A 20,938-nucleotide genomic window follows, 5' to 3' on the forward strand; every position below is an offset into this window, starting at 1 on the left:
CCGGGAAATCCCTCCCCTGCCTATGTGTAAACGCACCCCAAGCATCCATGAAAAAAAAGGACATTGAATTTCTCGATGTCGTGGCTTTGCGCGGCCCGAACATTTGGACGTACCGACCGGTGCTGGAAGCCTGGGTCGACATCGGCGAGTTGGAAAACTACCCGTCGAATGTCATTCCCGGCTTCTACGAGCGGTTGACGGCCTGGCTGCCCACGCTGATCGAGCACCGGTGCAGTCCGGGTGTGCGTGGAGGCTTCCTGCAGCGCCTGCGCGAAGGCACCTGGCCCGGTCACATCCTCGAGCACGTCACGCTCGAGGTGCAGAACCTGGCCGGCCTGCCGGGCGGCTTCGGCAAGGCCCGCGAGACGTCCACGGTGGGGGTCTACAAGGTGGTGGTGCGCGCCTGGCACGAACAGGTCACCCGCGCCGCCCTGGCGGCCGCGCGCGACTTGGTCATGGCGGCCATCGAGGATCGGCCGTTCGACGTCGACGACGCGGTGAGCGACCTGCGCACCCTGGTCGACCGTCATTGCCTGGGTCCGAGCACGGCCTGCATCGTCGATGCCGCCGATGATCGCGATATTCCTTATATTCGTTTGTTTGAGGGCAATCTCGTCCAGTTCGGTTACGGCGCGCGTCAGCGCCGCATCTGGACCGCCGAGACCGACCGTACCAGCGCCATCGCCGAAGGCATCTCGCGCGACAAGGATCTCACCAAGTCGCTGCTCTCCACCGCCGGCGTGCCGGTGCCCGAGGGCCGTCTGGTCGAAACCGTCGAAGACGCCTGGGACGCCGCGCAGGACATCGGCCTGCCGGTGGTGGTCAAGCCGTACGACGGCAACCACGGACGCGGCGTCTTCACCAACCTCATGACGCGCGAAGAGGTCGAATCGGCCTACGCCGTCGCGGTCGAGGAAGGCAGCGGCGTGATCGTCGAGCGCTTCGTGCTGGGCATCGAGCATCGCCTGCTGGTCGTGGGCGACCGCATGGTGGCCGCCGCCGCCGGCGAAGAAGCCTGGATCACGGGCGACGGCACGCAGACCGTCGACGAGCTCATCGCGAGCCAGATCAACACCGATCCGCGCCGCGGCCGCACCGAAAACCACCCGCTCAATCCGGTCCGGCTGGATTCGGCCGCACGCCTGGAGATCGCGCGCCAGGGCCTCACCGCCGACAGCGTGCCGGCCGAAGGCCTGCGCGTCCTGATTCAGCGCAGCGGCAACGTCGCGTTCGACGTGACCGACAAGGTCCACCCCGACATCGCCGAGCTGGTCGTCCTGGCCGCCCGCGTCGTTGGCCTGGACATCGCCGGTGTCGACCTGGTCGTACAGGACATCACCAAGCCGCTCGAGGCACAGCGTGGCGCCATCGTCGAAGTCAACGCGGGCCCGGGCCTGCTGATGCACCTGAAGCCGGCCGAAGGCACGCCGCGCCCGGTGGGCCGCGCGATCGTCGACCATCTCTTCCCCGACGGCGAGTACGGCCGCATTCCGGTCGTCGGCATCACCGGCACCAACGGCAAGACCGTGGTGGCGCGCCTCGTCGGCCGCATCCTGCACCTCTCCGGCAAGCAGACCGGCGTGGCCTGCAGCGAGGGCCTGTACCTGAACAAGCGCGCGGTCCAGCAGGGCGATTGCGCCACCTGGGCAGCGGGCCGCCGTGTGCTGATGAACCGCTCGGTCGACGCCGCCGTGATCGAAAACGACAGCGGCGTGATCCTCGGCCAGGGCCTGGCCTACGACCGCTGCCAGGTCGGCGTGGTCACCAACATCGACGAAGGCGATCACCTCGGCGACTTCGACATCAACGAAACCGACCGTCTGTTCAACGTGTTCCGCACGCAGATCGACGTGGTGCTGCCGGGCGGCGTGGGCGTGCTCAACGCCCGCGACCCGCGCGTGGTCGAGATGGCCGAGCTCTGCGACGGCGAAGTGATGTACTTCGGGCTCACGCCCGACGTCCCGGCGCTCGCCTCGCACGTGGCCCTCGGCAAGCGCGCCGTGTTCGTGCGCGACGGCCGCATCGTGCTGGCGCGCGGCCGCGACGAAGAGCAGCTTGCCGACATCGCCGCCGTGCCGCTCACCCATGGCGGCCGGGTGCAGTTCCAGATCGAAAACGTGCTGGCCGCGGTGGCCACGGCCTGGGCGCTCGACGTCCCGGTCGAGGTGATCCGCGCCAGCATCGAGACCTTCGACATCGACCAGGCCGATGCGCCGTGGCAGTTCACGCTGTTCGAACGCGACGGCGTGTCCGTCGTGGTCGACGACGTGCACAACGTGCCCGGTCTGCGCGCGCTGCTCGCGTCGGTCGACCAATTTCCCAGCCAGTCGCGCACGGCCGTTTACTCGGCCGGCCAGGACCGGCGCGACGAAGACCTCATCGAGCAGGGTCGCCTGCTCGGCGCGGCATTCGATCGTGTCGTCCTCTACGATGACTGCACCGTGAAGAGCAAACGCCCGGCCGGTCAGGCCCGCGCGCTGCTGCGTCAGGGGCTGGAACAAGGAGGCCGGACCGTCGAGATTCTCGACGAACCCGACCATGCGCAAGCCATTCTCCGGGTGCTCGCGCAGCCGGTGGCTGGTGAGTTCGTGCTGCTGCAATCCGATGAAGCGTTTTCTGGTCCGACCATAGACCTGGTTCGCCGCTGGATCCAACAAAACTGATAACCGACTCAGCGCCGTCGCAAGACGGCGCACTTTCCCGACAGGAATGCCTGCCATGGAAGTTTCTCGCATCCGCGCGCTGCGCGGCCCCAATCTCTGGAGCCGCAACACGGCCATCGAGGCAATCGCCTCCTGCGCCGACCAGGAATGTTCGCTGGCGTCGCTGCCTGATCTCGAAGCGCGGCTGCGAGCCCGCTTTCCCCAGCTCGGGCTGTTACAGCCCGAGGGTCACGCCGACTCCGTGTCGCTGGCCCACGTTCTGCAGATCATCGCGCTGTCATTGCAGGCCCATGCGGGCTGTCCGGTGACCTTCGGGCGCACTTCGCCCACGATCGAACCCGGCGTGTTCCAGGTCGTTGTCGAGTACAGCGAAGAAGAAGTCGGCCGCCTTGCCATGACGCTGGCCGTCGAGCTGATCGAGTCGGCGCAGGCCGACACGCCGTTCGACCTGCCCGACGCGCTGCGCCGCCTGCGCGAGCTCGACGAAGACGTGCGCCTCGGTCCCAGCACCGGCTCGATCGTCAACGCCGCCACCGCGCGCAACATTCCCTACCATCGCCTCACGCAGGGCAGCATGGTGCAGTTCGGCTGGGGCCGGCGTCAGCGCCGCATCCAGGCCGCCGAGACCGACCGCACCAGCGCGATCTCCGAATCGATTGCGCAGGATAAAGACCTGACCAAGATGCTGCTCGACGCCGCCGGCGTGCCCGTCCCGCTCGGCCGCTCGGTCGACAGCGCCGAGGCCGCCTGGGAAGCCGCCCAGGAGCTCGGTGGCCCGGTGGTGGTCAAGCCGCGCGACGGCAGCCAGGGCCGCGGTGTCGCGGTCAACATCGAAACGCGCGAGCGCGTGCTGGCCGCCTTCGAGGCCGCCTCCGACATCAGCTCCGAAGTGATCGTCGAGCGCTACATTCCGGGCCACGACTTCCGTCTGCTGGTGGTGGGCAATACGCTCGTCGCCGCGGCCCGCCGCGACCCGCCGCAGGTCACCGGCGATGGCGTGCAGACCATCCGCCAACTGGTCGAGCAGGTCAATGCCGACCCGCTGCGCGGCGATGGCCATGCCACCTCGCTCACCAAGATCCGTTTCGACGACATCGCGCTGGCCACCCTGCGCAAACAGGGTTACGAGGCCGACTCGGTGCCGCCCGCCGGCACGCTGGTCGTGCTGCGCAACAACGCGAACCTGAGCACCGGCGGCTCCGCCACCGACGTGACCGACGAAGTGCACCCCGAAATGGCCGCCCGCGCCGTGACGGCCGCGCGCATGATCGGCCTGGACATCTGCGGCGTGGACGTGGTTGCCGAGACGGTCCATCTGCCGCTCGAAGACCAGCACGGCGGCGTGGTCGAGGTCAACGCGGCGCCGGGTCTGCGCATGCACCTGAACCCCTCGTTCGGCAAGGGCCGCGCGGTGGGCGAAGCCATCGTGGGCCAGATGTTCGCCGACGGCGACGATGCGCGGATTCCCGTCATCGCGGTGGCGGGCACCAACGGCAAGACCACCACGGTGCGCCTGAGCGCGCACCTCCTGACCTGCGCCGGCAACAACGTCGGCATGACGAACTCCGACGGCGTGTACGTCGGCAAGCGCCGCATCGACACCGGTGACTGCAGCGGCCCGCGCAGCGCGCGCCGCATCCTGCTGCACCCCGAGGTCGACGCGGCCGTGTTCGAAACCGCGCGCGGGGGCATCCTGCGCGAAGGCCTGGCCTTCGACCGCTGCGACGTCGCCATCGTGACCAACATCGGCATGGGCGACCACCTGGGTCTGGGCTATATCAGCACCGTCGAAGACCTGGCCGTGGTCAAGCGCGTGATCGTGCAATACGTGAAGAACAGCGGCATGGCCGTGCTCAACGCGGGCGATCACATCGTGGCCGAGATGGCCAGCGCCTGCCCGGGCGAGGTCACCTATTTCGCGCTCGACCGCAACCATCCCCTGATCGCCACCCATCGGGCCCAGGGCAAGCGCGTGGTCTATCGCGATGGCGACCACATCGTGGCCGCTCAAGGCACCCAGGAAGTCACGCTGCCGCTGGCCGCCATTCCGCTCACGCGCGACGGCGCGATCACCTTCCAGGTCGAAAACGCCATGGCCTGCGTGGGCGCGGCCTGGGCGCTCGGGCTGGATTGGCAGGTCGTGCGCGACGGCCTCGCCAGCTTCGTCAACGACGCCGCCACGGCGCCGGGCCGCTTCAACGTGTTCGACTACCGCGGCGCCACCCTGATCGCCGATTACGGCCACAACCCCGACGCCATCCTGGCGCTGGTGCAGGCGGTGCAGGCCATGCCGGCCAAGCGCCTGAGCGTGGTCATCAGCGGCGCGGGCGACCGGCGCGACGAAGATCTCAGCCGCCAGACCGAGATCCTCGGTGATGTGTTCGACGACGTGATTCTCTACGAAGACCAATGCCAGCGCGGCCGCGCCGACGGCGAGGTGCTCGCGCTGTTGCGCCAGGGCCTGGCCAACGCACAGCGCGCCAACCATGTCGAAGAGATCCGCGGCGAGTTCATCGCCATCGACCGCGCGCTCGAACGCCTCAACCCCGGCGACCTCTGCCTGATCCTGGTCGACCAGGTCGAAGAAGCGCTCGCGCACATCGCCGAGCGCGTGGCCGGCCGCTGAGACGTCCCCCTGCCCGGCCTGCTGTCCGCGTGACGGCAGGCCGGCGCGCCCCCTCCGCCCGGCCCCAGCGCCTCACCTCTTGGCTCCTCTTCGCCCGGTCGGCACCCTCCTTCCAGATACATTCAGTTAATTAATCGGCGCGAAAGCGCCGTTTTGTTTATCTGAATGCAACTGACGCATGGCTTTACTCCATCCCCGTTTATTGCCCGGCAAGCGTTACAAATTCGATTTTCGCTATGGCGTTTTACTGAAATCGCATTTGTAACAGCGACCTCGGGCACGACCCTTGCTCATGAGAAGTGTGTTGTCGATCAAGGGCTTACATTTGCCCACACCCCGGCTTTGACAGGCCGCGCCGGGGCCTCGTACGGTAGGAACCGTGCTGATCAGCAACCAAACATCCCGGCGGCACGAGACACCCAGGCCACGGTGGATCGGTCACCAAGCAACGCAAGGAGAGGCAGATGAACAACGACATCATCGCAGGCAAGTGGAAGCAACTGAGCGGTAAGGCCAAGGCGGCCTGGGGCGACCTGACCGACGACGAGCTGACGCGCACCGAAGGCAACGCCGAACGTCTGGCCGGCCTGATCCAGGAGCGTTATGGCAAGACCAAGGACGAAGCCAAGAAGGAAGTGGACGACTTCTTTGATCGCAATCGTTGATGGCGCGGGGCGTGCCTCGGGCACGCCCCTTGCTGAATAGGGTACGCCCCCCGATCGCATCGGGAAATTCCTCCGAGGAGCACCATCATGCTGTATTACGCAGCTGTCTTCTTCGTGATCGCCATCATCGCCGCTGTGCTCGGCTTTGGCGGGATCGCCGCCGGCGCTGCCGGTATCGCGAAAGTCCTGTTCTTTGTCTTCCTGGTCCTGGCCCTGCTCTCCATCCTGAGCGGCGCGCTGCGCAGGAAATAGGCGGTGGCGTGGCATCTGGCGCCGGTCTGATCCGCGCTCATGCTGGCCCGGCCTCACGGCCGCGGCGTGAGCGCCCCTGGACCGGACCGGCCCTCGATGCCAGGCCCGCAACGCCCCTAAGACCAACAAACAAATCATTCTGGAGTAATGCCATGAACACTCGCAAACTGATCGCCGCTATCGCTATCGGCAGCACCGCCATCCTGGGTACGACCGCTTACGCCGCCGACGACGGCAAGCCCAAGCAGTCGGTCGGCGAATACGCCGGCGACGCCGCCGTCACCACCAAGGTGAAGGCCGCCATCGTGGCCGAAAAGGATCTGAGCGCCCTGGACGTGGCCGTGGAAACCAACAACGGCGTCGTGACGCTGACCGGCACCGTCGGCACCGCCGACCAGGCCGACCGCGCCGCCAAGGTTGCGCGTGGCGTCGACGGCGTCAAGCAAGTCGAAAACAAGGTCAAGGTGGACCCGGCCAAGGCCAAGTAATAGGCCAACCGGAAGGCCGCGCAAGCGGCCTTCACGCACCGCTTCGCGCGGTCTTGCTTTGAGTGACCCCGTCCATCCCCGCGATGGACGAATCTTCCGGGCCCCTGTGGCCCGGTTTTTTTTGTCTTGGGACCGTGCAGGTCGCGTCGTCATGCGGCCACGGGCGACGACACGGGCCGGGCCGCCGCGCTTCAAGCCGCCGCCGGCGGCTCCCCCCCGGCATGCGATTCGCACGCCATCCGCTCGGCCACCTTCGCGTCCCAGCCCCGTTCGCGGCAGAGCACATCGAATTCGCGCGCCAGATCGGCCAGCGCGATACGGCCCAGGCGCTCGACCAGCAGGGCCTCGGCCTGCCTGAGCGCGTCGTCCAGCGCGGCGTTGACCACCTGCTCCACCCCGCACTCGGGATTCTCGACCTCGTTGCCGATGGCAAAAATGCGCGGCCCGCCGACGGCGTTGTGCACGTCGAGCAGCGTCACCCGCGCGAGGTCGCAGGCGAGCGACCATCCGCCACCGTGGCCCTTTTCCGAACGCACATAGCCCGCTTGCCGCAGACCCGCCATGGTCCGGCGCACCACCACCGGGTTCGTGCCTAGCATTTTGGCGATCTGCTCGGAGGTGTAAGGCGCGTCGTGCCGCGCCATATGCAGCAGCACGTGCAGCATGCGCGATAGACGGCTGTCGCTTCGCATCGAATGTTCTCCCTGTCGAATACGAAACATTATAAGTTGCGTGATGCCCCGCGCGCGGCTACCATGACGGCACATCACGTAACTTTAAATGTTTCGATAGGCCGGCACACCGGCCGCACGCAAGGAGCCCGTATGTTTCATGACGCCCTCATCATCGGCGGCAGCTATGCCGGCATGGCCGCCGCTCTGCAGTTGGCACGCGCACGGCGGCGCGTCCTGGTCGTCGACGCAGGTCAGCGACGCAACCGCTACGCCGCGCACTCGCATGGCTTTCTGACCCGGGACGGCGAGTCGCCCGCTGCCATCGCCGATATCGCGCGGCAGCAGTTGCTGGCCTACGACACGGTGACGTGGATCGACGGCACGGCGGAATCGGCCGAGCGCGTCGACGGCGGTTTCAGCGTGACGATCGGCAAGACGGGCGCGGCGCGCGCCCGGCGCCTCATTCTGGCCACCGGCCTGCGCGACCACCTCCCCGAGCTGCCCGGTCTGGCCGAGCGCTGGGGCCGATCGGCCTTCATGTGTCCGTACTGCGACGGCTATGAACTCGATCGCGGCCCGGTCGGCGTGCTGGCCACGTCGGCGCTCGCCATGCACCAGGCCCTGCTGCTGCCGGATTGGGGGCCGACCACGCTGTTGCTGAATGGGGCGTTCGTGCCCGATGCGGATCAGGCCGCACAGCTGGCGGCGCGCGGCGTCGTGATCGAACCCGCGCCCGTGCTGCGGCTCGAGGGCAAGGCCGACGTGGTCATGGGCGATGGCCGGACGCTGTCTTTCGCCGCCGTGTTCGTCGCGACCCGGATCGAGCTTGCCAGTCCGATCGGCGCCACCCTGGGCTGCGCCCTGGACGACTGGCCCCAGGGCCAGACGCTGCGCACCGATGCACTAAAAGCGACCACGGTCGAAGGCGTGTACGCCTGCGGCGACGCGATCCGGGCCGCGGGCTCGGTGTCACTCGCCGTCGCGGACGGCGCCATGGCCGGCATGGCGGTGCACCGATCGCTCGTGTTCCCCGCGCACTGAGGCAGGCGCGGGGGCAGCGCATCAGGGCAGGCGGACTTCGCCCTGCCCCAATTCGATCACGCGGCCTCCGACCTGAATCGCGCCCTCGGCGCGCAGGTCGAGCAGCAGACGGCAGGGCCGGGACACCTGATCGCCCTGGCTCACGCGCAGGCTGGCCGGCAGGGTTTCGCCGCGCGAGAGCAGCCAGCCGCCCAGGTTGGCGCACGCCGACCCGGTGCCCGGATCCTCGGCCACGCCGCCGCCCGACTTGGCGAAGAAATAGCGCGCGGTCACGGGGCGTCGGCCATCGGCCTGCGCGTCGCCTTCGAACGCGAACACATAAGCGGTGCGGCGTCCCAGGCTGGACAGCTCCCATTCATCGAGCCGCGCGCCATCCGGTTGCGCGCGCAACACCGCCTCGGCGGTCTTGACCGGCACCAGCAGTTGGTCGGCGCCGGTATCGACCCAGCGCGGTGCATCCAGCAAATCCGACTCGGCCAGACCGAGGTGGCTCGCAATCGTGGCGGGGTCGAGCTTGGCCGCCGCCGTGCGCGGCGCGCCCTCGGTGGGCGCCGTGAGCGTCCAGGTATCGCCTTGTGCCCGCACGCCGACAATGCCGGACGGGAACGACAGCCTGACCTGATCGCCCTTGCCTTGCAGCGCACGCACGACATGCGCCGTGCCGAGCGTGGGATGTCCGGCAAAGCGCATCTCGTAGCCCGGCGTGAAGATCCGCACGCGTGCATCGGCGCCATCGGTGGCCGGCAGCACGAACGTGGTCTCGGACAGATTGAACTGCAGCGCCAGGGCCTGCATGGTGGCATCGTCCATGCCTTGCGCGTCTTCGAACACGCACAGCGGATTGCCGTCGAACGTGGACTCGGCAAAGACATTGAGCAGACGATAACGATAGATCTTCATGGCGGGCCGCTCCTCGGGCACATCGAACGAGCGGCCACTATACCGGCGGCCCCGCGCGCCTCACAGATACAGTTCTGCCGAAACGCGCCGGCACAGCCGGGCCGGCGCACCGGTACAGCGAGCGCCCCGCCGCGATCGGCGAGGCGTGCTGGCGCTCACCAGGCGATGAAGAACAGATACCAGGCGAGGCAGAACGGCACGAGCCCGGCGGCGGCCATGCCCCACGCGAGCGCGCGTCGCGGCAGGCCGTGGCCACGCTGCGCCAGCACTCGCCACAGCAGGCGCAGCGTCCAGGCCACCGCGAGCGACAGCAGCGTGAGCCGTACCGGCGTGGCCCAGCCCGTGCGCACGCCTTCGTGCTGCAGCAGGGTGAGCGTGGTGGCCGACAGGCCGAGAAACACGCCGATGCCCGCCGTGGGAATCAGGGCCTGCGCCAGCTTGTGCAGGCCGGCGAATCGGCCGTGCGCGACGTGGTCGGGATGTTCGGCATCGGCCGGCGCGACGACCGCGGCGGTGAGCGGCGCGATGCGATCGGACAGCCACAGCGCCAGCCACGCCACACCGCCCACGCACACGGTGCTGCCCGCGCAGAACGCCAGGATCGCCCCGCCGTCGAGCCACGAGAAGCTGTCGTTCACCTCGGGATAGTGCGTGAGGATGAACCAGGGCGCGTTGTCCGCCAGCGGCCACATGATGTCGTGCTCGACCAGCCAGGTGGCGGCCCATTGCTTGAGCGTGACGTACCAGGGGCTCGCGCTCCAGAGAAACGCGCCGATCGCGATGCCCATCAGGCCGAACAGGATGAGCGCGGTCTGCCAGCCGTCTCCCTGAGCCACCTGCACGATTTCTTCTTCGGGCGAGCGCGGCGTGAGCTGGATCGCGCCGCGGTAGTCGCTGCAGCGGCCACAGACATGGCAATCCCCGGCCCCCTTCATATGACGCAGCGGCACCAGCGGCGCGCAATTGACCGGTTCGATCCGGATCACCGGATGGCGCCAGGCCTCTTCATTGACCTTGAAATGCCAGGGCGCCAGCTTGGCGAGCAGATTGAACACGCCGTTGACCGGGCACAGATACTTGCACCACACGCGCTTGCTGCGGCCGTAGAGGTAGCCCACGATCATGGCCGCGACGGTCGAGCCGCCCAGCACCGCCAGCACGGCCAGCGGATACTGATACACGCTCACCAGCTGGCCGTAGACCGTGGTGAGCGCGAACGCCACGAACGGCCAGCCGCCCCAGCGCATCCACTTCGGAATCGCGCGGCCGCGGCCGCGCTCGCTGGCCCACTCCGTCAGCATGCCCTCCGGGCAGAGCCACCCGCACCAGGCGCGCCCGAGGATCGGCATCGACACCAGCACGAAGGGCCACCACACGCCCCAGAACGCGAACTGCGCCACGATGGTCAGGTTGTCGACCACCGATGCCGCGTTGTCGGGCAGCGGCAGACAGGCGGGCACGATGAGCAGAAAAGCGTAAACCGCGACGATCCCCCACTGCAGCTTGCGCAGCAACGGGGCATGGTCGCGGAGAAAGTCGGCAAAGCGGGCGGTCGCCCGCCCGAGCACAGCTGCCATGGTAGAACCTTAAAGAATCATCCGGGGTGGTGCCGCTCCGGCATGTCAGGAGACCGCGCGGGCCGGACGACCCGCGGCGCCGCGGCTGGCGCGGCCGAGCAACAGCCAGACCACCACCCAGTAGGCCACCCAGATCAGCACCGACGAGAGCGCAGGGAACGCGCGATAACCCGCGAAATCCGCCAGCAACTTGCCCAGGCCGCTGCTGTCGTCGAGCAGCCACGAGCTGTCCCACACCGGATCGACCAGCGTCGGCACGACGCCGAGCGAGATCAGGCGGTCGATGCCACCGACCAGCAGCGCACCGGCGAGCAGCAGCAGGAGCACTTCGGTCAGCACAAAAAAGCGGCGCCAGGTGATGAGCTTGCCGCCCAGCTGCAGCAGCCAGAACGTCAGCAGCGCGACGGCAAAACCACCGAGACCCGCGAGCGTGAGCGCCAGCGCGCCGCCCTCCTGCTGCGCGGCCGCCACCGTGCCATAAAGAAACACCACGGTCTCGCTGCCCTCGCGCGCCACGGCGATCATGACCAGCACGAAGAGGCCCCACCAGCTGTCCCGGACGAGAGACTCCTGCGCACCGCCTTCGAGCTCTCGCTTGAGGGTGCGGCCGTGGCGCTTCATCCAGACCACCATCTGCACGACGAGCGCGCAGGCGACGAGCGACATGCCCGCCTGGAACCACTCCTGGCCCTCGTCGCTCAGCCACTCGGACACGCCCAGCAGCACCAGCGCCAGCGCCAATGCGAGCGCCAGCCCGGCGGCCACGCCGCCCCACAGATAAGGCATGCCGCGGCGCCCTTGCGGCGCGGCGCGCAGCCAGGTGTACAGAATGCCCACGACGAGCAGGGCTTCGACGCTTTCGCGCCAGACGATGAATAGAACCTGTTCCATGAAACTCTCGCGCTCAGTCTTTGGGCTTGACCACCAGCGTGCCCTTCACGTCCTGGTGGAAGTCATCGAAGAACGGATACTCGCCGGGCCGCGAAATCGTGATGACCACAAAGGACTTCACGCCCGGGCCCAGCACTTTTTCCTTGCGCAGCGGAATGCTCTCGAACTCGACGGGCGCGTTGCTCTCGTTGATGAGTTCGATCTTGAAGCGCCCTGCCGGCACTTCGAGCCGCGCGGGCTCGAAGGTGCCGTCGGGTTTGAAGGTCAGCGTGAACGTCGGCAACTCGGCGGCGCGCGCGGCCTGGGGCCACGCCAGCGCCACGGCCAGCACGCACGCGAACAATCCTGCCCACAAGGCGCGCACGATCAGTACCCGCCCTTCTTGCCGGTGCCGGCGAAGACGAATTCGTAATCGATGTCGAAGGGTTCGAACCACGGACCCACGCCGGTTTCCTTGTCGACGTGGCGGCCGAAGTGGCTCATCTTGTCGGCCGAGGGCGGCAGGATCGAATACTTGAGCTTGTACTTGCCGGGACCGTCGAGCTTGACGTTGTCGCCGTAGTGCGGACCGTCGTTGGCCACCATGGGCATGAACGTGCCCTTCTGCACCTTGTCGCTACCGACCTTTTGCAGCTCGTACTTGACCACGAGATACGGCATCCATTCGCCTTCGGGGAAGCCCGTGACGTTGCCGGCGGTGGCGTGGATGTCGGCTTCGAGGTGAACATCGGAATCCTTGGCCGGACGCATCATGCCCGGAGGATCCATCTCGATCGGCTGCAGGTAGACAGCACCGATTTCCATGCCGCCTTTTTCCACGGGCTTGCCGATGGGGTACTCGGCGGCGATCGCGGCGGCGGAGAACGTCATGCCGGCGAGTGCCAGCACAAGGGCTTTCTTCATCATCAGGGGATCCTTGAAAACAGCGGGCAGTTCAAAAACAAACAAGAACTGTTTTCATTAATGTAGCCCCGATGAACTGACATTCTCCTTAAGTTAAAGGCTCCAAAACAAAGCGGCGCCGTATCAACGGCGCCGCTTTGCGGTGTATCAATCTCGGATTCGAGCGCGCAATTACTTGCGGCCGCCCGGGGGCGTGGTGCCCGGCGGGAACGGGAAATTTGAGAACATCGCGCGCGTCTGATCCTGCATCTGATCCTGCATCTGCACGAACAGATTCTTGCTCTGGTCGATGTAGTTGTTCATCATTTTCTGCAGCATGGGCGTCTGCACATTCATGAACTGCGTCCAGGCTTCGGGACCGAACTGGCTGCCGTAAACGCCCTTGGACTGCTCGGCCATGCGTTGCTGGATTTCCATGAACGCCTGGATGTTCTTCTCGAGGTACGAGCCCATGATGCCCTGCATCGCGTGGCCGTAGAAACGGATGATCTGCGAGAGCATGTTGGACGAGAACATCGGCATGCCGCCGCTCTCTTCTTCGAGAATGATCTGCAGCAGAATGCTGCGCGTGAGGTCTTCGCCGCTCTTGGCGTCGACGACCTGGAATTCTTCGTTGGCCAGCACCAGTTGCTTGACGTCGGCCAGCGTGATGTACGTGCTCGTCTGCGTGTCGTACAGGCGGCGGTTGGGATACTTCTTGATGAGGCGCAGGGCGGCGCCCGTTTGTGCTTGCGTCATGTCTGTCCCCGAGATCGGGAGATCTCTTTAACTTTGAATGATTTTACGTGCATTGCCGGATGCCCGCTGGCAGCGCGCATCCGGCCCTCCTGTGCATGGATGTATGACGTCAGCCCATATGCAGCCCGCCGTTGAGCGAGAAGTCGGCGCCCGTGGCGAAACCCGACTCTTCACCCGCCAGCCACGACGTCATGGAAGCGATCTCTTCGGGCGCGCCCAGGCGGCGCACCGGGATCGTGGCCACGATCTTCTCGAGCACGTCCGGACGAATCGCGCGCACCATGTCCGTGCCGATATAACCCGGCGAGATCGTGTTGACGGTCACGCCCTTGCTCGCGAGCTCCTGTGCCAGCGCCATGGTGAAGCCATGAATGCCGGCCTTCGCGGTCGAGTAGTTGGTCTGGCCGAACTGGCCCTTCTGGCCATTGACCGAGCTGATGTTGATGATGCGGCCGAACTGACGCTCGACCATGCTGTCGATCACCTGCTTGGTGACGTTGAACAGGCTGTTGAGGTTGGTGTCGATCACCGCGCGCCAATCGTCGACCGTCATTTTGCGGAACAGTCCGTCGCGCGTGATGCCCGCGTTGTTGACCAGCACGTCGACTTCGCCCAGCTCCGACTTCACCTTGTTGAAGGCATCCACGGTGGATTCCCAGTCGGACACGTTGCCCACCGACGCGTAGAACGTGTAGCCCTGCGCGGCCTGCTCGTCGATCCACTGCTGATAATTGCGGCTCGGCCCGCAGCCCGCCACGACGCGGAAACCATCCTTGGCCAGCCGTTGGCAGATCGCCGTTCCGATGCCGCCCATACCGCCCGTCACATATGCCAGTTTTCCGCTCATTTGAAACCCTCCTTGGGGTGACGCACGCATGTTGATGGATGTAGCACCAACGCCCCGCCATGCGCGGGGCGCGGTAGTGAGGTTTAAACCGCTCGCACTTTGACGTAGCTGCCAGGCGCCGCCTCGATCGGCGCAAAGCGTGCGTTGCCCAGCTTGCGGCGCGCGGCCACGCGCGTGCCGCCCTGGCCCGACAGCCACTCGGCCCAATCGGACCACCAGCTGCCTGGGCGCTCTTGCGCCTGCGACAGCCAGGCGTTGGGGTCGCCCGGAAGGCTTGCGCCCTCGGGAGCGACCCAGTAACTGCGTTTTTTCTTGGCCGGCGGATTGATCACCCCGGCGATGTGCCCCGACGCGCCCAGCACGAAGCGACGGGGGCCGCGCAGCAGTTGGGTGGAGGCATACGCCGACACCCACGGCACGATGTGGTCTTCGCGCGAGCCGAACAGATATGCCGGCATCTCGAGCCGCGTGAGATCGATCGGCGTATCGGCGGCCTGCGCGAGGCCCGGCACCTTGAGGTTGTTTTCGAGGTAGGTATTGCGGAAGTACCAGGAAAAAAACGGGCCCGGCAGATTGGTGCTGTCGGCGTTCCAGAACAGCAGATCGAACGCCGGCGGCGTCTGGCCCTTGAGGTAGTTGTTGACCACGTAGTTCCAGACGAGCTCGTTGGGCCGCAGGAACGAGAAGGTGGTGGCGAGATCGCGCGCCGGCATCAGGCCGCCCTTGCCGAACTGCTGCTCGCGCACCTGCGCATGCAGCTCGTCGACGAACACCTTCAGCACGCCGGTATCGTGAAAATCCAGCAGCGAGGTCAGCAGCGTGAGCGAAGCCACCGGCTCCTGGCCACGCGCGTGCGCCAGCGCCAGGGCCGAGGCCAGCATCGTGCCGCCCACGCAGAAGCCGAGCGCATTGACCTGCTTTTCGCCGGTGATCTCGCGCGCCACGTCGAGCGCGCGCAGCACGGCGTCATCGAGGTAGTCGGACCAGGTGGCCGTGTCGACCCCATCGGCATCCGACGCCAGCGGATTGCGCCACGAAATGATAAAGACCGTGTGGCCCTGCTCGACCGCGTGCCGCACGAACGAATTCTCGGGCTGCAGGTCGAGGATGTAGTACTTGTTGATGTTGGGAGGCACGATCACCAGCGGCCGGCGGTACACCTTGTCGGTGAGCGGCGCGTACTGGATCACCTGCATCAGCGGATTCTGGAAGACCACCGAGCCCGCCGTGGTGGCGACGTTGCGGCCGATCTCGAAGTGCGTTTCGTCGGTCTGCGTGATGCGGCCGCGCTTGATGTCGGCCAGCAGATTGGCCATCCCGGCGCTGAGCACCTTGCCCGCGCTGTCGATGATCGACTGCTGGGCGTCGGGGTTGAACGCGAGAAAATTGGCGGGCGATAGCGCATCGATCCATTGCATGATCGAAAAGCGCAGACGCTGACGCAGCGGCTCGCTGACCTGCGCGGCATCGACCATGCGATTGAGCGCGCGCGCCGACAACAGATAGGCATGCACCATCAGCAGGTGCGGGCCGGCCTTGGCCCAGGCTTCACCGGCGAAGCGGCGATCGGCAGGCGGCGGCAGGGTGCCCGCCTTGGCCTGCTCGCAAAGGCGCAGCCACTCTCGCGAGAATTCGGCTTGGATGTCTGCCAGAGCGTCCGGTGCCACGCTCACCGGGACGGGCCTTGCAGCGGATAGATGGGCGTTCACTTCGACACCTTGTTATCGGAACTGCGCGAGTTGATGGTGCATGGCAGCGTCGATCACTGTCAATGCGGGTATACCTAGGATAATGCATCCGGCGCCCTGCCCTGCGGCGCCGCACGCACGGCACGGGCCGTGAAAATGCTGCGCTGCCTTGGCAGCGATCAAAGCGGCCGCAACCAGGCGAGCAATGCCATGCGTCCGGTGACGCGATCGCGCCGGTACGAAAAGAACCGCGCCGGGTCACTGACCGTGCACAGGCCGCTCAGTTCGACCTCGGCCACGCCGGCGCGCCGCAGGCGCAGCCGCGCCAATGCGGGCAGATCGGCCAGCCACTTGCCGGAGATGCCCGGCCGTGGCGTGAAGCACGCGGCGGCCTCCGGACCGTCGGCGGCGAAGGCCTCGAGCACGTCGGCGCCCACCTCGAAATGCGCCGCGCCGATGCCCGGGCCGACCCACGCGCGAAAGTCGCGCGCCGCGGGGGCCTTGGCCTGCATGGCGGCCATCGTGTTTTCGAGCACGCCGCCGGCCAGACCGCGCCAGCCCGCGTGGGCGGCACCCAATACGGTGCCGGCCGCGTCCGCGATCACCACCGGCAGACAATCGGCCACCATGACGGCCAGCACCTGCCCCGGCCGGGTGGTGACGCTCGCATCGGCAGCGATCTCGCCCTCGGGCGCCGGTCCGTCGGCATCGTGCACCTCGGCGCCGTGCACCTGACGCAGCCAGCGCGGCTCGCCCGCAACGGCGGCGCGCACGCGCCGACGGTTCTCCGCCACGACCTCGGGTGCGTCGTCGGCCCGGATGCCGAGATTGAGACTGGCGTGAGGCCCCTGCCCGGCGCCACCGGCGCGCGTGGTGCAGAAATACTCGACGCCGGTCCAGGCCGCGCCGCTCACCACCGGCAAGCCGGCCACTATGCGTTCCATGTGATCGTCTCCTGTACGGCGCTCATGTCGGCCGGCACGGGCGCCTGAAAGCTCACTTCGCCGCCGCCACCGGGATCGTCGAAATGCAGGGCACGCGCGTGCAGCATCTGCCGCTGCGCGCCCGCCAGCGGCTTGCCGCCGTAGGTGGCGTCGGCCAGCAGCGGATGGCCGAGGCTGGCGATATGGACGCGAATTTGATGCGTGCGGCCGGTTTCGAGGCGGCACACGATTTCGGTGACGCGCTCGCCTGCCGGCGCCGTGCCGCGGCGTTGGGGTTGGTAGTGCGTGATGGCGGGCTTGGGCGCCACCGGGCGCTCCACGCTCATGCGCACCGGCACCCGCGGATCCCGACCGATGGGTCGGTCGACGGTGCCGGAGGCCGTGAGCCAGCCGTGCGCCAGCGCCACATATTCGCGGCCCATGGAGCGGGCCTGCAGCTGACGCACCAGATGCGTCTGCGCGACATCGTTGCGCGCCACCACCATCAGGCCGGAAGTGTCTTTGTCGAGGCGGTGCACGATGCCGGCCCGGGCCACGCGGGCCAGTTCCGGGTATCGGTGCAACAGGCCGTTGAGCAGGGTGCCGCTCCAGTTGCCCGCGCCGGGATGCGTCACCAGGCCGGCCGGCTTGTTGACCACGATCCAGTCGGGGCTGTCGGCGATCACGCGGAACTCGACGGGCTCGGGCGCGAACGCCTGGCTTTCGGGGGAGGCCTGCTCCCAGACGGTGAGCACGTCACCGGGGCCGACCGTCTGGCGCACCTTGGCCGGTTTGCCGTTGACCTGCACATGCCCATCCTCGATCCAGCCCTGCAGACGGCTGCGGGAATGGTCCGGCAAAAGCCCCGCCAGGACCTTGTCGAGCCGGTCGGCCCGGACCGTTTCGGGCACCGTGAGCAGCTGGGGTTCGTCGTCGGAAAGCGCTTCTGCGCTGACGGCTGTATCAGACATGGAGACAAATCATATAATCAGCCCAGCATGCTAACACCAAGGAAACGACTCTCGTGATTCTCCGCCACGCTGCTCCTACGAATACCGCCCCTCGAAAAGGGGCGGTCCTTGCCGCGGCAATCGCGCTGGCCGGCGTTCTGCTCGTCTCCGGTTGCGGCGGCGCCGACACCAAGTACGACAAGACCGCCGGCTGGAGTGCCGAGCAACTCTACGCCGATGCCAAAGAAGAAGTTTCCGCTGGCAACTGGAACGAAGCGCGCGAACGCCTGACCGCGATCGAGAGCCGCTATCCGTTCGGAACCTACGCCCAGCAGGCCTTGATCGAACTGGCCTACGTCAACTGGAAAGACGGCGAAAACGAACAGGCCCTGGCTGCCTGCGACCGCTTCCAGCAGCTCTACCCGAACCATCCCGGCACGGACTACGTTCTGTACCTCAAGGGTCTGGTCAGCTTCACGCCGGCCAGCGCTTTCATGAGCAACCTGACGGGTCAGGATCCGGCCGAGCGCGACCCCAAGGGCCTGCGCGCGTCCTACGATGCCTTCGGCGAGCTGGTCAAACGCTATCCCGAAAGCAAGTACACGCCCGATGCGCAAAAGCGCATGACCTGGCTCGTGAACGCGATCGCGATGAACGAAGTCTACGTCGCCCGCTACTACTACGAGCGCGGCGCCTACGTGGCCGCGGCCAGCCGCGCCCAGACGGTCATCACCGACTTCGAGGGCGCCCCCGCCACCGAAGAGGCGCTGTACCTGCTGGTGCTGTCGTACGACAAGCTCAACATGACCCAGCTGCGCGACGACGCCAAGCGCGTGCTCGACCAGAACTTCCCCAACAGCCAGTTCAACCAAAAGGGCCTGGCCGCGGACAAGAGCTGGTGGAACCCCTTCAGCTGGCGCTGAGCCCCGCGCAGTTCATGTAAAAGGCCTCGCAACCCAAGGGTTGCGAGGCCTTTTGTTTGGCAGGCGCGACCGGGTCCAGCGGGTGCGCCTGAGACGGCGCGCGGCTCAGTCGCTGCTCTCGGCCTTGCGCTCCAGAAAAGCCAGCGCTTCGTTCAGCTCGCGCGTGCGGGCAAACGGCGGCAGGCCGCGCCACAGGCGCTTGCCGTAGGGCTTCTCGACCAGGCGCGCGTCGCCCACCATCAGGACGCCCCAATCGGACTCGGTGCGGATCAAGCGCCCTGCCCCCTGCTTGAGCGAGATCGCGGCTTCCGGCAGCTGATACTCGGCGAACGGATTGCCGCCTTCGGCACGGCAGGCACGCAGCCGCGCCTCGATGACCGGATCGTCGGGCGGCGCGAACGGCAGCTTGTCGATCGCCACCAGCGTGAGGATGTCGCCAGGTAGGTCGATGCCTTCCCAGAAGCTCTGGCTGCCCACCAGCACCGGGTGCTTCAGCTTGGCGAAGCGCTCGAGCAGGTCGCGGCGCGTGGACTGGCCCTGGCGCAGCAGGGGCCAGTCGTGGCCGGCATCCTCGAAGGCATCGGCGAGCAGGTCGGCGACGCGCTCGACCGCACGCAGCGTGGTGCACAGCACCAGCGCGCCGCCGGGGCTTGCCTCGAGCAGCGGCATCAGGGTTTCGACAAAGCGCCCCACGAACTGCGGCGCGTGCGGCTCGGGCATGTCGCGCGGCACGAACAGCAGGCCCTGGCTCGGATAGTCGAACGGCGACTCCCATTTGCCGGTGCGCGCGCCCTCCAGGCCGAGCTGACGCAGAAAATGCTGGAAATCGCCCTGCACCGACAGCGTGGCCGAGGTCATGACCCAGGCCTGATCGCCCTTGCGGTAGCGCGAGAACGCCTTGGCCACCGAAAGCGGCGCGGCGTGCAGGCGCACGTGATGCTGCCCCTGCTCGACCCAGCGCACGGCCGGACCGCTCCAGCTGTGCTGGGCCTGATCGGCCAGCGCGGCGATCTCGCTCGCCACGGCGGGCGAGGTGTCTTCGGGCAGGTTGATGTCCTGGCCGAAACCGTCGTCGTCGGCGCCGGGCGCGCCATGCCGCGCCGGCGTGGCCCAGCGCGACAGACGCAGCGACAGGCCCGCCCCGGCGCGCGCGGCCGCCATCAGATCGGGATGCTTTTCGGCCACGCCGGTGAGCGCGCGGGTGGCCGCGTCGACGACTTCGCGCAGATGCGCCAGCGCCACGTCGAACTCCGCGGCATTGGGGATGGCCTCGAAGGTGGCCTTGCGGCCGGGCATCTGCTCCAGCGGCGCACAGACGAGGCGCAGTTCGCGCGCGGCGGTCTCGACCTGGCGGCTCACGTCGCTCCATTTGGCGGCCTCGCGCGCATAGGCGAGGCCCGCGGCTTCGAGGGTGCGGCCAAAATCGAGCAACTGGTGCGTCGAGACGCTGCTGCCCAGGAAACGCGTGGCGGTGTCGGGCAACTGATGCGCTTCGTCGAAGATGACCGTATCGACTTCGGGCAGCAGGTCCGTGACACCCTCTTCGCGCAACACCAGGTCGGCCATGAAGAGGGCGTGGTTGACGACCACGACGTCGGCCTCCTGCGCCGCCCGGCGTGCCTTCACGACGAAGCAGTCGCGAATGCGCGGGCACTCCTGGCCCAGGCAGTTTTCGCGCGTGGAGGTCACGCGTTGCCAGATCTCCGCGTCTTCGGGGATCTGCGCCAGATCGGAGCGGTCGCCCGTTTTGGTGATGCCCGCGAAGACCTGGATCTTGCGCAACTGGGCGACTTCGGAGCGCGACTTGAGCGCGCGTTCGTCGCCCTGCAGGCGGTCGAGGTGGTAATGACAGACGTAGTTGCCCCGGCCCTTGAGCAGCGCGGCCGTGACCGGTGCGCCCAGCGCGGCGCGCACGCGCGGCAGGTCGCGCGCATAGAGCTGGTCTTGCAGCGTGCGGGTGCCGGTGGAGATCAGCACCTTGCCGCCCTGCACGAACGCCGGCACGAGATAGGCCCAGGTTTTGCCCGTGCCGGTACCGGCCTCGGCCACCAGGGTGGCGCGATCGACGATGGCCTCCTCGATGGCTTGAGCCAGCGCCACCTGGGCGGGCCGCGAGCGGTAGCCCGGCATGGCTTGCGCCAGCGGGCCGTCGTCGGCGAAGAATTCCGAAATGTTCAGGTCCAGCATCG

The 20,938-nt window shown here is 67.2% G+C and carries 19 protein-coding genes; 7 read left to right on the forward strand and 12 right to left on the reverse strand.

Annotated features, from left to right (window positions below; genetic code table 11):
• The first annotated feature begins 47 nt into the window (after nucleotides 1-47).
• The 5 genes from cphA (CEK29_RS14385) (at nucleotide 48) to CEK29_RS14405 (ending at nucleotide 6,694) form a co-directional block, all read left to right on the forward strand.
• A complete protein-coding gene (gene cphA, locus CEK29_RS14385; protein WP_094858517.1) occupies nucleotides 48-2,663 on the forward strand; it encodes a cyanophycin synthetase in 2,616 nt (871 codons plus the stop codon).
• A gap of 55 nt (nucleotides 2,664-2,718) precedes the next feature.
• Nucleotides 2,719-5,289, forward strand: a complete 2,571-nt coding sequence (gene cphA, locus CEK29_RS14390) for a cyanophycin synthetase (protein ID WP_094858518.1) — start codon at nucleotides 2,719-2,721, stop codon at nucleotides 5,287-5,289.
• A gap of 464 nt (nucleotides 5,290-5,753) precedes the next feature.
• On the forward strand, nucleotides 5,754-5,954 hold the full coding sequence (locus CEK29_RS14395; protein WP_094801098.1) for a CsbD family protein: 201 nt from the start codon (nucleotides 5,754-5,756) through the stop codon (nucleotides 5,952-5,954).
• An 87-nt stretch (nucleotides 5,955-6,041) separates the two neighbouring features.
• A complete protein-coding gene (locus tag CEK29_RS14400) occupies nucleotides 6,042-6,206 on the forward strand; it encodes a DUF1328 domain-containing protein (RefSeq protein ID WP_094801100.1) in 165 nt (54 codons plus the stop codon).
• 152 nt (nucleotides 6,207-6,358) lie between these two features.
• Complete coding sequence (locus tag CEK29_RS14405) at nucleotides 6,359-6,694, forward strand: BON domain-containing protein (protein WP_094801102.1); 336 nt, start codon at nucleotides 6,359-6,361, stop codon at nucleotides 6,692-6,694.
• A 191-nt stretch (nucleotides 6,695-6,885) separates the two neighbouring features.
• On the opposite strand, the gene CEK29_RS14410 is transcribed toward CEK29_RS14405, so the two are convergent.
• Nucleotides 6,886-7,386, reverse strand: a complete 501-nt coding sequence (locus CEK29_RS14410; RefSeq protein ID WP_094858519.1) for an Rrf2 family transcriptional regulator — start codon at nucleotides 7,384-7,386, stop codon at nucleotides 6,886-6,888.
• Nucleotides 7,387-7,518: 132 nt separating this feature from the next.
• Between CEK29_RS14410 and CEK29_RS14415 the strand changes: the two genes are divergently transcribed.
• Nucleotides 7,519-8,409: an NAD(P)/FAD-dependent oxidoreductase gene (locus CEK29_RS14415; RefSeq protein ID WP_094858520.1), complete on the forward strand. Its 891-nt coding sequence runs from the start codon at nucleotides 7,519-7,521 to the stop codon at nucleotides 8,407-8,409.
• A 21-nt stretch (nucleotides 8,410-8,430) separates the two neighbouring features.
• On the opposite strand, the gene CEK29_RS14420 is transcribed toward CEK29_RS14415, so the two are convergent.
• The 10 genes from CEK29_RS14420 to CEK29_RS14465 form a co-directional block, all read right to left on the reverse strand.
• Nucleotides 8,431-9,309: a PhzF family phenazine biosynthesis protein gene (locus CEK29_RS14420; protein WP_094858521.1), complete on the reverse strand. Its 879-nt coding sequence runs from the start codon at nucleotides 9,307-9,309 to the stop codon at nucleotides 8,431-8,433.
• Nucleotides 9,310-9,464: 155 nt separating this feature from the next.
• Nucleotides 9,465-10,886 (reverse strand): 4Fe-4S binding protein, encoded by a 1,422-nt coding sequence (locus tag CEK29_RS14425; RefSeq protein WP_094801110.1) that lies wholly within the window; start codon nucleotides 10,884-10,886, stop codon nucleotides 9,465-9,467.
• 45 nt (nucleotides 10,887-10,931) lie between these two features.
• Nucleotides 10,932-11,777 (reverse strand): FTR1 family iron permease, encoded by an 846-nt coding sequence (locus CEK29_RS14430; RefSeq protein WP_094801112.1) that lies wholly within the window; start codon nucleotides 11,775-11,777, stop codon nucleotides 10,932-10,934.
• 13 nt (nucleotides 11,778-11,790) lie between these two features.
• The gene (locus tag CEK29_RS14435; protein WP_094801114.1) at nucleotides 11,791-12,141 is read right to left on the reverse strand and encodes a cupredoxin domain-containing protein; all 351 of its coding nucleotides are present in this window, start codon (nucleotides 12,139-12,141) and stop codon (nucleotides 11,791-11,793) included.
• A gap of 2 nt (nucleotides 12,142-12,143) precedes the next feature.
• Nucleotides 12,144-12,683 (reverse strand): iron transporter, encoded by a 540-nt coding sequence (locus CEK29_RS14440; RefSeq protein ID WP_094801116.1) that lies wholly within the window; start codon nucleotides 12,681-12,683, stop codon nucleotides 12,144-12,146.
• A 168-nt stretch (nucleotides 12,684-12,851) separates the two neighbouring features.
• Complete coding sequence (gene phaR / locus CEK29_RS14445; RefSeq protein WP_094801118.1) at nucleotides 12,852-13,418, reverse strand: polyhydroxyalkanoate synthesis repressor PhaR; 567 nt, start codon at nucleotides 13,416-13,418, stop codon at nucleotides 12,852-12,854.
• A gap of 109 nt (nucleotides 13,419-13,527) precedes the next feature.
• Nucleotides 13,528-14,265 (reverse strand): acetoacetyl-CoA reductase, encoded by a 738-nt coding sequence (gene phbB / locus CEK29_RS14450; protein WP_094801120.1) that lies wholly within the window; start codon nucleotides 14,263-14,265, stop codon nucleotides 13,528-13,530.
• An 83-nt stretch (nucleotides 14,266-14,348) separates the two neighbouring features.
• Nucleotides 14,349-15,974, reverse strand: a complete 1,626-nt coding sequence (phaC, locus tag CEK29_RS14455) for a class I poly(R)-hydroxyalkanoic acid synthase (RefSeq protein ID WP_094858522.1) — start codon at nucleotides 15,972-15,974, stop codon at nucleotides 14,349-14,351.
• Nucleotides 15,975-16,132: 158 nt separating this feature from the next.
• Nucleotides 16,133-16,897, reverse strand: a complete 765-nt coding sequence (gene pgeF, locus CEK29_RS14460) for a peptidoglycan editing factor PgeF (protein ID WP_094858523.1) — start codon at nucleotides 16,895-16,897, stop codon at nucleotides 16,133-16,135.
• Nucleotides 16,885-17,847: an RluA family pseudouridine synthase gene (locus tag CEK29_RS14465; protein WP_094858524.1), complete on the reverse strand. Its 963-nt coding sequence runs from the start codon at nucleotides 17,845-17,847 to the stop codon at nucleotides 16,885-16,887. Before CEK29_RS14465 ends, pgeF begins: the two co-directional genes overlap by 13 nt.
• A gap of 53 nt (nucleotides 17,848-17,900) precedes the next feature.
• Between CEK29_RS14465 and CEK29_RS14470 the strand changes: the two genes are divergently transcribed.
• Nucleotides 17,901-18,749 carry an outer membrane protein assembly factor BamD gene (locus CEK29_RS14470; RefSeq protein ID WP_170948498.1) on the forward strand — a complete coding sequence of 283 codons (849 nt, stop codon included), beginning with the start codon at nucleotides 17,901-17,903 and terminating at the stop codon, nucleotides 18,747-18,749.
• Nucleotides 18,750-18,854: 105 nt separating this feature from the next.
• Here the strand turns inward: CEK29_RS14470 and CEK29_RS14475 are convergent, their stop codons facing one another.
• Nucleotides 18,855-20,936: an ATP-dependent DNA helicase gene (locus tag CEK29_RS14475; protein WP_094858525.1), complete on the reverse strand. Its 2,082-nt coding sequence runs from the start codon at nucleotides 20,934-20,936 to the stop codon at nucleotides 18,855-18,857.
• Between the last annotated feature and the right edge of the window lie 2 nt (nucleotides 20,937-20,938).

The organism is Bordetella genomosp. 5 (assembly GCF_002261475.1).
In the GTDB taxonomy this organism is placed as follows: domain Bacteria; phylum Pseudomonadota; class Gammaproteobacteria; order Burkholderiales; family Burkholderiaceae_B; genus Bordetella.